Origin of the sequence: Flavobacterium sp. UBA7680 (genome assembly GCF_002482975.1) — a bacterium.
GTDB lineage: Bacteria > Bacteroidota > Bacteroidia > Flavobacteriales > Flavobacteriaceae > Flavobacterium.
The window spans coordinates 227,616-240,685 of record NZ_DLHA01000028.1; the positions used below are offsets into that span (position 1 = coordinate 227,616).

Consider the following 13,070-nt stretch of genomic DNA (forward strand, 5'->3'; position numbering starts at 1 on the left):
ATTAAAACTTAAGATCAATTCCTACTGTGTATGTTTTTACATTTGGATATGCTGCTGCATAACCATCTGTTTCAGGATCTATACCATCATATTTTGTAATAGTAAAAAGGTTTTGTCCATCAAGTCTAATGGCAGCTCCCTGCATGTATTTACCAAACCATCTTTGCGGAAAATTATAGCTTAGCGATACGCTTTGTAAACGAACAAACGAAGCATTCTGCATAAAGAAATCACCTGAACCATATTGTGTATATCCAAAGTGTGAACCCGGACGTGTGTTTGTTGGATTATCCGGTGTCCATCTGTCGTAAACACTTCTTAATGCATTTCTTCCATTTTGTGCTACTCCTACTGCAGTTACACCATAAGTAAAATCGGTTTGATCTACAATTTTTCGTCCAAACATTCCATTAAAAACAAAATTCAATTGAAAGTTTTTCCAGATAATTGTATTGCTTAAACCCGCAGAAAAATCAGGATCTGCCGAGCCAAGTAAAACAGTATCAGCTTCGTCAATTTTTCCGTCTGGTGCTCCTGTTCTTAAAAACACTCCTTTTTCATCTGTAACCGGATTTCCTGATGCATCTCTAACGAAACCGTTAAGATCTTTTATTTTAATTTGTCCCGGATATAAATCTGGCTGTGCCGGAACTACTTCTCCAATCTGCATAATACCATCTGCAATTTGGCTGTATTGTGCGCGTACCGGATCGTTGTAACTCATATATACTGAAGGTTTCCAGTCTGGAGCTCTTTCTTTCCAATTCGTTTTATATTGTGAATATGTAAAAGTTGTATTCCATTTAAAATCCTGAGTATCGATATTTTTTGAAGTTAAGGTAACCTCAACACCTTTAGTTTGTGTACTTCCTATATTTGCCCAAACGGTATTGATTTCATGATAACTATTAATAGGTTTTTCCATTAATAAATCAGAAACTACTCTTTCATATACCTCTACCGAACCTGAAATTCTTCTGTTTAATAATTCAAAATCAACACCAAAATTCTTTTCTGTAGTTGTTTCCCATTTCAAATCAGGATTTTCTAATCTGCTGGCAAATACTCCAGTCCAAATTGATTCATCTGAGTTTAAATAAGCTGGCTGTGCATAAAATGCCCCTTTAGAAAGACCGGCAGAATTACCCACAGAACCATAACCAAATCGCAGTTTAAGTTGTGATACATAATCTGTAATACCTTTCATGAATGATTCTTGCGACACATCCCAACCCACCGAAATTGATGGAAACAAAGCATATTTTTTATTTGCTGCAAAGAAACTTACTCCGTCACGACGTATGGTAGAAGTTAACAGATATTTGTCTTTATAAGAGTAGTTTACTCTTGAAAAATACGAACGATAACTGTCTTCATTTTTTGATGATGTCGTTAATTTCGTTCCTGCTCCCGCATTCATGTTATGCCATAAAAAAGCATCTGTAATAAAATTACTGTTTCCTAATGATGCTCTTTCATTTCTGTAGGTTGACTGAGAATAACCTGCCATAAAAGTAAAAGAGTTGTCGTCTCCAATTTTTGTATTATAGGTTAATATAACATCTAATAAATCATCATTCTTTTTTTGTGTATTGAAAGTTGCTTTACCATTTTCTAATTGCCCATACAGTGTCGTTCTTGGCAAATAATTACCTCTGCTTGTTTCTCCCTGATCAAAACCTGCCTGAACTCTTGCAGTAAGACCTTTTAATGGTTTAATTTCTGCATAAAAATTGGTCAATGTTCTGTCTATTACTCCTTCGTCTGTAATAGTTAACAATGAGTATGGATTTGGTTCTAAAGCATTATCCGGGTTAATTGGATAATTACCAAATTCATCAATTGCTGCAATATTGGGACTTTGCTGTATAGCAGATCTTATAATTCCTGAATTTTCAAATTGATCGCCCCCTAATTGTGAGTTTTGATTTTTGATTCGGCTTTTAGTCATGTTCATTCCAAAAGTGACATAATCTGTTAATTTTTGATCAATGCTAAAATGAACCGTACTTCTTTTTAATCCTGAATTTTTAACAATTCCTTCCTGATTGAATAAGTTTCCTGATAAAAAATATTTAGTCGATTTTGTTCCGCCTCGTATAGAAAGGTTATTTTGCTGAACCATTCCATCTCTTGTCACTAGTCCAAGCCAGTCTGTTCCTTTTCCGGCATTTCTAATCTGCTCGTCAGAGTAGAATCTTTTAAACGGAATTCCATTTACTGGTGCAGCATTTGCTTCTTCCAATGTTTTTGGAGAATATGGATATACTTTATTAATAAATTCCCAGTTCTCTCTGGCAGCGTCATTTCGTAACTGCATCCATTCCTGCAAATCCAGCACCTCATAACTATCATTGTATTTTTGATACGAATAAGAACCAGAATAATCAACTCTTACATCTCCTTCTTTTCCTTTTTTAGTCGTAATCATAATAACACCATTTGCAGCTCTTGCACCATAAATTGCAGAAGCACTGGCATCTTTTAAAACCTCTATAGATTCGATATCATTTGGGTTAAATGAGTTTAGAATACTCTGCGTACCGCCATCATAGCGGTTTCCTGTTCCCGGCTGCTGTAAATTTGTAACCGGAAATCCATCAATAACAACTAAAGGATCATTGCTTGCATTAATAGAACCCGCACCACGAATCTGGATATTAAATCCACCACCTGGTTGGGCGCTGTTTTGTACAATTTGCAAACCCGCCACTTTTCCCTGAAGTGCTGTTAAAACTGATGGTGCTGAAGATAAAGTAAGTGTTTCTCCTTTTACAGAAGACATTGCTCCTAATACATTTTTCTTCTTTTGAGTTCCGTAACCTACAATAATAACCTCATTTAAACTTTTTGACGATGGTACTAATGAGACTTTAATTGTGGTTTGTCCGGCAATTGCCACTTCTTTCGTTTCGTAACCTACATACGAAAACAAAAGCGCTTCTGTAGCGGCAGGAACTACTATTGTATAACTTCCGTCAAAATCAGTGGTTGTTCCTCTTGATGATCCTTTCGGCAAAATGGTAACACCAATCATTGGCTGTCCTAATTCATCTAAAACAGTACCTTTAATTGTTATATCTGCTTCTGACTCTTTATTTATAATTTCTGATTTCTTATCATTTTCTGTAGAAGAAACCGCGCTTACTTTAAAAACAGAAACTATCAGAAATAAGACCGTGAGTAATGTCTTTAAATTAAATTTTATTTTCTGATAGTTACTGTATAGTAACTTGTTACTTTTTTTCATATTATTCTGGTTAGTTTAATGGTTAATGTGAAAAGCAAACTTTGCGTGAGTAAAAATTGGTTAAGGCTTTTTCAAACACAAAGCGAAATGGGTCGGTTATGTTTTTTTTGAATTCATAATTTTTGTCTGTTTTTTGTTTTTGTTTTCGTTTGGTTATTTTTCTTAATTGATATTCTTATTTTATTTTTTTTCTTTTAATAATCAGCCGCTTATTTATTTTTTAGGAAGTCCTTTTTTGAGTTTTAAAATTGATTTTTAAGCTTAAAAAAATGGATGAAAAAAAGCTGTTTTTTGACTTAACTATGGCTAAACTAAATAATATTTTTTAATAAACAATGGCAAAATCAAAAAAATGTGTTCGTGCACATGAAAAAAGTGTTTTCGAGCACATTTTTTAGAAAAAGTATTATTAAATTCTTATCATTTTCAAATATTTATCTTGTAAGAATTTAAAAAATTGTCTAAAAAATTTTATTATCAATCGAAAACCAAATCATTTATTTTGATATCCATTTAATTAAAAATCGCAGTTAAATGATTTTTTTATTATTTTAAAATCAGCACTTTATTCGATTTAAAATAAAATTTATATTTAAACTGAGATCGATTTTTGAACGATTATTTTACAGTAAATTTTTAATGACCGAGATAAATTTTTCTGCCAATTCATCTGCATTTTTCTGTGACTTACTTTCAGTATAAATTCTAATGATTGGTTCTGTATTTGATTTTCTCAAATGAACCCATTCTTCCTCAAAATCTATTTTAACTCCATCGATACAATTCGGGTTTTCATTTTTGAATTTCTGAGTGATTTTTTCCAAAATTTCATCGACATTAATTTCCGGTGTTAACTCAATTTTACTTTTGCTCATATAATAATCCGGATAACTTTCTCGAAGCGTTTTGCACGAAACTTTTTCATTTGCCAAATGCGATAAAAACAACGCAGTCCCAACTAATGAATCTCGTCCGTAATGTGATGCCGGATAAATAATTCCGCCGTTGCCTTCTCCGCCAATAATGGCATTTGTGATTTTCATTAATTCGACAACATTTACTTCGCCAACCGCACTTGCCTGATATTTTCCTCCATGCTTTAAAGTAATATCTCGTAATGCTCTAGAAGAAGATAAATTAGAAACCGTATCGCCTTTTGTTTTTCCCAAAACATAATCGGCGCAGGCGACCAAAGTATATTCTTCGCCAAACATTGAACCGTCTTCGCAAATAATCGCCAGACGATCTACATCAGGATCAACCACAATTCCGAAATCTGCTTTTTCCGTTACGACCAATTCTGAAATATCAGTCAAATGTTCTTTTAAAGGTTCCGGATTATGCGGAAAATGGCCGTTTGGTTCGCAATATAATTTGATGCATTCTACTCCTAATTTTTCCAATAAACTCGGAATCGCAATTCCGCCCGTAGAATTAACCGCATCAACAACTACTTTGAAGTTGGCGCTTTTAATCGCTTCAACATCAACTAAAGCTAATTTTAAAACTTCGTCAATGTGTTTTTCGATATAACCTTCCTTCTTTTCGTATTTTCCTAAATCATCGACTTCTGCAAATAGAAAATTTTCATCTTCGGCGATTTTCAGAATTTTTTCTCCAGCCTCGGCATTCAAAAATTCTCCTTTATGATTTAGTAATTTCAAAGCGTTCCATTGCTTCGGATTATGACTTGCTGTGATGATGATTCCACCATCTACTTTATCCAATGTTACGGCAACCTCAACAGTTGGCGTTGTTGATAAACCAATATCAACGACATTAATCCCTAAACCCGTAAGCGTATTCGAAACCAGATTACTGATCATTTCTCCCGAAATCCTAGCGTCTCTCCCTATAATTACGGTTAATGATTGATTTGAGTTTTCACTTTTAAGCCACATTCCGTAAGCTGCAGCAAATTTGACAGCATTTACGGGAGTCAAATTTTCATTGACAACCCCGCCAATTGTGCCCCTTATTCCTGAAATTGATTTTATTAATGCCATTTTGTGTATTATTTGTGCTGTAAAAAAAATTAACCGCAAAGCGCGCAAAGTTTTTACGCAAAGTTCACTAAGTAGTTTTTAGTTGAATTTTCAATTCAAAGTCCGCAAAGCTTTATTTAAAAAGCAGTGTGTAATTTAAGTGCAGGTTTTAAAAATCTTTTTAATTCTTTTAATCTGTGGCAAAACTTAGTACCTCAGCATCTTAGAACCTCAGCAACTTAAAAGTGCCATCTCACAAAAGCCTCCATTGCTGCATAACTTGAAAGTCCCATTTGTTGGTAGACTTGTGCGGTTTCTCTGTTTCGGTCTTCGGCTCTCTGCCAGAACTCTCTTGAATCTGTTCCCTGAAAAACAACACCGTCTTTTTGAGATTGGTGTTTGAAGATACCGTGGCGTTTTGCTAAAACCTGATCAGGGCTCATTGGAACTGCCATTTCAACTTCGTCAATTCCCCATTCCTGCCAAGCTCCTCTGTACAACCATAACCAGCAATCATTCATGAATGGTTTTGGTTTTAAAGCTTTTACAGCTTCAAAAATCGCATCCAGACAAACTTTGTGCGTACCGTGTGGGTCTGCTAAATCTCCTGCAGCGTAGATTTGGTGTGGTTTGATTTTTTCAATTAAATCCATTGTCAATTGAATATCTTCCTGTCCGATTGGTTTCTTTTCGATAGTTCCGGTTTCATAAAACGGAAGTTCCATAAAATGAATCTGATCATCGGTTAATCCAACAAAATGACTTGTTGCTCTTGCCTCGCCTTTTCTGATTAATCCTTTGATGTATCTTACTTCGGGAATATCAATTTCACTGTTCTTTTTATTCTCTAAAAACGTTTGTGCTTTTTTATAAATGTTATCTGCTTCCTCGCTTTTGATGTTGAATTTTTCGTTGTAATCAATCACGAATCTTGCAAAACGCAACGCTTCATCATCCGCAACAGCGATATTTCCTGACGTTTGGTATGCCACGTGAACTTCATGTCCCTGCTCCTGCAGACGCATAAATGTTCCCCCCATACTGATAATATCATCATCCGGATGCGGACTAAAAATCAATACACGTTTTTTTGTCGGTTCTGCTCTTTCAGGACGATTGGTGTCTTCCGCATTTGGTTTTCCACCCGGCCAGCCCGTGATTGTGTTTTGAAGTTTATTGAATATTTTAATATTAATGTCGTATGCAGGACCAGAATCTGCCAGTAAATCACTCATTCCGTTTTCGATATAATCGGCATCGGTAAGCATTAAAATTGGTTTTTTAAGATCAAGTGCCAATCCTAAAACTGCTTTACGAGTTAATTTATCTGTCCAGACAATTTTTTCTACCAGCCAAGGTTTATTGATTCTCGTTAATTTTGAAGAAGCTTCTTTATCTAAAATAAAAACAGCATCATCATGTTCCTGTAAAAAAGAAGCCGGAACTCGGTTGGTAACTTCGTCTTCAACAGATCTTTTTACAATATTTGCTTTTCCTTCTCCCCAAGCCAGTAAAATAACTCTTTTGGCTTCCATGATTTTTTTTACTCCAAGCGTAATTGCTGTTCTTGGTGTATTATTTAATCCGAAGAAATCCTTGCTTGCGGCAACTCTTGTAATATGATCTAAAGCGACTAATCTTGTTTTTGAGTTTTGAAGCGAACCTGATTCATTAAAACCAATATGTCCGTTTCCACCAATTCCCAAAATCTGCAAATCGATTCCGCCAAGAGCTTCGATTTTTGCTTCATATTCGTGGCAGTAATCTGCAATTTGTTCTTTTGTTAAAAGTCCGTCTGGAACGTGCGCGTTTTCAGGTAAAATATCAACGTGGTCAAACAACAGTTCTTTCATAAAACGAACATAACTGTTTATTGAATTTGGTTCCATCGGATAATATTCATCCAAGTTAAAACTAATTACGTTTTTAAAACTCAATCCTTCTTCTTTATGAAGTCTTACCAATTCTGCATACAATCCTTTTGGAGAAGAACCTGTTGCTAAACCTAAAATACAAGGTTTGTTTTCTTTTTGTTTCGACTGGATTAAAGCTGCAATTTCCTGTGCAACGGCTTTTGAAGCTTCGCCTGAATTTTCAAAAACAACGGTGTTGATGTTTTCGAAGCGTTTTTCAAAACCAGTTGCTTTGTCTATTTTACTTTTTAACATTGTGGATATTTTTAATATGTTTTTGATTAATTTTTTGAATGCCTTTTGGGTTAAAAAAGGCATGAGTTGAGCTGGAGCACTTCAATTTGGGTGTTTGAGTGCTTTTTTATGTTGAAATGAAATGTTTGTGTTTATTGAAGTTCTACGCAATCTTGTCATCTCGACGAAGGAGAGATCGCACTAGAAACTCCGCAAAATAAGTCGTCAATCTTTGTCGAGTTACGTGTGCGATTTCTCGTTCCTCGAAATGACAAACTTTGTCAAAGTTTGAAACTTTGACAAAGTTCTCACTTACGATTTTACCATTTCCTGTATTTATGCCCTTTAAAAGCAAAAAACACAATCATTAAATAGGCTGGCAATAATATTAAATACGCTAATTGATTTCCGCTTTTTGCTGTTTGGGTGATTCCTTCGGCTGTATTTGAGGTATTGATTGTATCGGCAAGAAGACCGTAAAATAATGGAAAAACAGCTCCGCCAATAATTCCCATAATTAGAATTGCGCCTCCAATTTTTGTGTATCCGCCTAAATCCTGAAGCGCCATTGGCCAAATCGCCGGCCAGCAAAGTGCATTTGCTAAACCTAATAAAGCAACCAGAATAATTATCAACGGCAATTGTGGAATTCCTGGTAACTGAATCATAATTTTAGGAGAAAGTATTACGATTAATGAAACCAAAATAAGTCCTAAAAATCCGGATACTTTTAAGGCAGAAACCTGCGAAACGTATTTTGGAATCAACGTAATTCCCAGAATATAGCCGATAACCATAAAAGTCATGGTGAAAGAAGTTAGTTTTAAGTAAAAAGAACCGCTTTCGCCATAAACTCCCAATTGTTTTCCGAATCCGCCAATGGAATCTCCGGCCAAAACTTCTGCAGCGATGTAAACCATTAAAGTAATTACGCCAAAAACCAATTGCGGATGCTTGAACGCTTGTTTTATTTGTTTGAAAATGCTTAAATGTTCTACTTGCCCTTCATCGTCTAAATTGATTTCCGGAAGCGGTGAAAATTTTACCAAAACAGCTAAAACCACCATAATCACTGCCATATAAATATACGGCGTCTGCAATTGCAAAGCCAACGCATCTAAAGCACTTTCTTTTTGTACAGCAGTCATAACGGCAATTTTATCGGCAGAATAATCTCCAATATTGGATAAAACCAAAGAAGTTAATAATAACGGCGCCAGAAAACCTGCCAATTTATTTGCAATTCCTAAAACACTGATTCTGGCTGCGGCACTTTCACGCGGACCAATCACCACTACATACGGATTTGCTGCTGTCTGTAAAACGGCTAAACCTGTTCCCATTACAAATAATGCGATGAGGAAAAATCCAAAAGTTCTTGACGCTGCGGCGGGATAAAATAAAAGTGCCCCGACAGCAATCACGCCTAATCCTAGTGAAATTCCATTTTTGTAACCTACTTTTTCGATTAAAAATGAAGACGGAATCGCCATTACAAAATAGGCAATATAAAAGGCAAACGTCACAAAATACGATTGTGATTCGGTTAGTTCACACGCTAATTTAAAAAATGGAATCAGCGGCCCGTTTAACCAGGTTACGAATCCAAAAATAAAAAACAAAGAGGTTAAAATAACCATGGGAATCAAAGTGCTGTTTTGCTCTTTTTTTAAGGTAAGATCGATTTGTGACATATTTTTGGTTTTTGATTGGTTTGTCTTTTGTTGGTTATAATTTTAACACATAGGAACATAGTTTTTTGTTGCGCTTAAAGGCGTTTCACTTGCATCAACAAACATAGCTATGTGAGGAAACTTGTTTCTTTGGTATTCTTTTTTATACACATTTAAACCTATGTTTCTATGTGTTTAAATATTGTCATGCATTATAAATTGGTTACTTATATTTTGGTCAAAAAATTATTTGCTGACTAATTCCTGATGGTAAAAAAGAATAGTTTCTTCTAATGCCTGATCAATTGTATATTCTGGTTTAAAACCTAACTGATTGAATTTTTCAGGATTGGCTTTTGAATGTTTGATATCGCCAGGTCTTTCGTCTAAAAATTTGATCTGAGATTTAGAATTGGTGATTTTTATAATTTTTTCAGCCAGTTCTAAAACCGATGTACTGTGTCCTAAAGCAACATTATACGTTTCATTTCCTTTTTGCGAAGCGAGAATATTCGCTTTTACTACATCTTTTACATAAATAAAATCTCTGGTCTGCGAACCGTCTCCGTAAATAGTTATGGGTTCGTTTTGAAGTGCTTTATTGATAAAAATGGGAACCGCCGCCGCATAAGCCGATTCTGGATTTTGACGCGGACCAAAAACGTTGAAATATCTTAAAGAAGCCGTTGGAACCTGATATTGGTCTAAATACATTTTTAAGTAATATTCACCGTCTAATTTTGTTATTGCATATGGCGTCATTGGTTCGGGAAACATCGTTTCTACTTTTGGTAAAACCGGATTGTTACCATAATTGGCTGCCGATGTTGACAATACAACTTTACAATCGGTATTATTTTTTGCTGCTTCGAGAATATTTATTGTTCCAATGGTATTGATTTCGATACATTCTTTGATTTTCAAAAGTGATTCTGGAACGCTTACTAAAGCTGCTAAATGAAAAACACCGCTTGCTCCGCTTATCACTTCATTGACCAAATTTTCGTCTCGAATGTCGCCTTTTACAAATTCAACATTTAATCCGTTTAGGTTGTGTTCGAATCCCGTTCTAAGACTATCAAGTATCAAAACTTGGTGTCCTTGATTGGATAAATGTTCGGCAATATGGCTTCCTATAAAACCGGCACCTCCGGTAATTACATATTTTTTCATCTTTTTTATTTTAATGATCCAATGAAATTCAAATTATAATCTTCCATTTCTCTGAATTGTTCGGTAAGGCTTTCAATTAACTTAAATTGGTTTCTTGAACGATCTAAATTATGTTCGGGATATTCTGTTTTATAATACACATCATCATTTAGAAAATCGGTTAAAAAACGAAGCGCCATTATAAAAGTCATTGTCTTTGCACCAAGCGGAAGATATTTTATTTCCAATGTCGAAAGCGATGAATTTGTTTTCTCCAAAAATCCTTTTACATACGCTTTATAAAACTCTAAATTGAAATTTACCAAATCGAGATTTTGTTCGTCTTCGGCCGCTGTGTTGCAGATTGTTCTGATCGCATCTCCAAAATCATAATGAATAATTCCCGGCATAACGGTATCTGTATCAATCACACAAAGTCCTTTTTTGTTTTGGTCAAAAAGTGCGTTGGAGATTTTTGTATCATTGTGCGTAACTCTAAGTTTTATTTTTTTAGCGTCTTTTAGATTTTGAAGAATATGCATTTCTTCTTTTAAATCCTGAACATTTTGAATTAAGATTTTTGCCTGCTCAATTCTTTGTTCCGAAGCTTCTTTTAAAGCCGTATCAAACTGAGAATAACGAAATGCCATATTATGGAAATTCGGAATTACTTCTGTCAATTTTCTGGCGTCAAAATCACTGGTAAGATTTAAAAATTCTCCGAAAAGTTTTCCGCCTTCGTATGCAATTTCTTCATTGTTTACAGTTTCAAAAGTCAGACTTCCTTCAATATAAACCATTACATTCCAGAAATTTCCATCTTTATCCTGATAATAAAAAATGCCTTTTTTTGTTCCGATAAAAGTTAAAACCCTGCGCTTTAATTCGGCTTCAGATAGATCTTTTAATTTTTTCTGCAAATGTTTACTAACGCTTACTTTATTAGCAATTAATCCCGGCACATCTTTAAAAACGCCTTCGTTAATACGCTGCAAAATAAATTGTTTACCACTTTGAGTCGTTAGTAAATAGGTGTCATTAATATGACCGGAAGACAGTTCTTCGAAGGTTTTAAAAACCTCGATATGGTCAAACTGTTCGAATATAAATTTTAGTTGTTCGGCTGTCATATTACCAAAGATTTGTTGGATAAACTTTTTGCGCTCTTAACTTTTCAATTTCTTTTTTTACTATTTCTTTATCCTCTTTATAGGTTACTCCAAACCATTTTGCATTGGACTGAAGTACTTCGACAGACGCATTATCTGATTTTAAAATCTCGTTTACGACAGATGTAATAAAAAATTCGGCTTTTAAATCGTGTTCATTATCTTTTAGGAACTGCTCAAAAAGTGCGCCTCCAAACTCAAAACATTTTGGCGTAAAGCCCCAAAAATTCATCGAAACAATTGTATTTTCATCAATTGGAATAAATTCTCCGTTATCGTCTTTACGCATCAGTTTGCCATCTATTTTTTCGATGTGTGTGCGTTCTGTAACATCGGTTAAATAATTATTTTCATCAACCTGACATTCTCCTCTGGAAACAAAACCATGATCTGAAACGGTATTTTTTAGCAGATACGCCATCATATTAAAGTTGTATGATTCTTTATCTAATTCTGTCAAGGCTTTTGCCATGATTTCAAAAGCTTCTTTACCGTAAAAATCATCTGCGTTTATGATGGCGAAATTTTCCGTTACTTCATCTTTTGCCATTAAAAGTGCGTGTCCGGTTCCCCACGGTTTTTTTCTTTCGGGATTTAAGTATTGCGGCGGTACATTTTCAATTTCCTGAAAAACATATCCTACCTCAGCTTTTCCTTCTAATTTCTTATTGAATATTTCTTTACACTCTTCTTCAATGTTTTTACTTATAATAAATACAAATTTTCCAAAACCTGCCTGCAATGCATCATATATCGAAAAATCCATAATGGTATCTCCTTCGGGCGTAAATGTATCTAACTGTTTTAATCCTCCATATCGACTTCCAATACCTGCCGCCAGGATCACGAGAGTAGGTTTACTTTTGCTCATTTAAATAGTATTATTAGTTGGTTATTATTTTTAAGGTTTTTGGTCGTTTTTCGGCTTTTAAAAATGATTCTGAAAAAGCGATTATTTTGCAATTTTTAGATATTGAAAATTTCTCTTATAAATTGAAAAATAAATATTAATCTGACAATTATATCGTTAATATGATGCGTAATGTGATTAATATTCGGCTAAAGTATATATTAATATTTTATAAAAAAAGAAAATAGTGTTAAAATGTGCTCGAACACAATAAAAATGTTTTCGAACACATGTAATTTAATATTTTCTCATATTTGATTTTTATATATATTTGTTTCTATATGGATAAGATTTATACAATTAAGGATATTGCAGAACTTGCAGGAGTTTCAAAAGGGACTGTTGACCGTGTTTTGCATAAAAGAGGAAAAGTATCTGAAGATGCTTTAAAAAAGGTGAATGAAGTTCTGGACAGAATTGATTATCAGCCTAATTTAATGGCACGAAGTTTAAAGAAAACTCAGATTTACTCGATTTGTGTCCTTATTCCTGATTCTGCAAACGATCCGTATTGGCAGCCTTGTATTGATGGTATAAACGATGCCAAAAAAGAGTTTAAATCTTTTAACGTAAAAGTGGAAATTTTCCTGTTTGATCCTACGAGTACGGCTTCTTTTGTAGAAACGAATCAAAACGTATTAAATTCTTCTCCAGATGCGGTTCTGCTTGTGCCGTTATTTCATAAGGAAGCTCTTGATGCTATTGAAACTTATAATTCTAAAGGTATTATTTCGAGTATTTTTAATAACCAGCTTAAATCGAGTGCGATAAAAAGTTTTGTTGG

At 34.4% G+C, this 13,070-nt stretch carries 8 protein-coding genes; 1 reads left to right on the plus strand and 7 read right to left on the minus strand.

All coding sequences use genetic code 11. The features are described from left to right. Nucleotide 1: 1 nt before the first annotated feature. The 7 genes from B3C18_RS11555 to B3C18_RS11585 all read right to left on the minus strand — a co-directional run bounded on the left by B3C18_RS11555 (nt 2) and on the right by B3C18_RS11585 (nt 12,247). A complete protein-coding gene (locus B3C18_RS11555) occupies nt 2-3,250 on the minus strand; it encodes a SusC/RagA family TonB-linked outer membrane protein (protein ID WP_291146796.1) in 3,249 nt (1,082 codons plus the stop codon). A 623-nt stretch (nt 3,251-3,873) separates the two neighbouring features. After that, nucleotides 3,874-5,256 (minus strand): phosphoglucosamine mutase, encoded by a 1,383-nt coding sequence (glmM, locus tag B3C18_RS11560; RefSeq protein ID WP_291146798.1) that lies wholly within the window; start codon nt 5,254-5,256, stop codon nt 3,874-3,876. A gap of 218 nt (nt 5,257-5,474) precedes the next feature. Beyond that, complete coding sequence (gene nagB / locus B3C18_RS11565; protein ID WP_291146800.1) at nt 5,475-7,403, minus strand: glucosamine-6-phosphate deaminase; 1,929 nt, start codon at nt 7,401-7,403, stop codon at nt 5,475-5,477. A gap of 299 nt (nt 7,404-7,702) precedes the next feature. Further along, nucleotides 7,703-9,076 carry a sugar MFS transporter gene (locus tag B3C18_RS11570; RefSeq protein ID WP_291146802.1) on the minus strand — a complete coding sequence of 458 codons (1,374 nt, stop codon included), beginning with the start codon at nt 9,074-9,076 and terminating at the stop codon, nt 7,703-7,705. A gap of 225 nt (nt 9,077-9,301) precedes the next feature. Beyond that, nucleotides 9,302-10,228, minus strand: a complete 927-nt coding sequence (locus tag B3C18_RS11575) for an NAD-dependent epimerase/dehydratase family protein (protein ID WP_291146804.1) — start codon at nt 10,226-10,228, stop codon at nt 9,302-9,304. A 5-nt stretch (nt 10,229-10,233) separates the two neighbouring features. Beyond that, on the minus strand, nt 10,234-11,337 hold the full coding sequence (locus B3C18_RS11580; protein WP_291146806.1) for a phosphotransferase enzyme family protein: 1,104 nt from the start codon (nt 11,335-11,337) through the stop codon (nt 10,234-10,236). A 1-nt stretch (nt 11,338) separates the two neighbouring features. Further along, a complete protein-coding gene (locus tag B3C18_RS11585; RefSeq protein ID WP_291146808.1) occupies nt 11,339-12,247 on the minus strand; it encodes a sugar phosphate nucleotidyltransferase in 909 nt (302 codons plus the stop codon). Between the two features lie 320 nt (nt 12,248-12,567). Between B3C18_RS11585 and B3C18_RS11590 the strand changes: the two genes are divergently transcribed. Continuing rightward, nucleotides 12,568-13,070 (plus strand): LacI family DNA-binding transcriptional regulator (locus B3C18_RS11590; protein ID WP_291146810.1); only part of this gene is annotated, 503 nt, incomplete at its 3' end.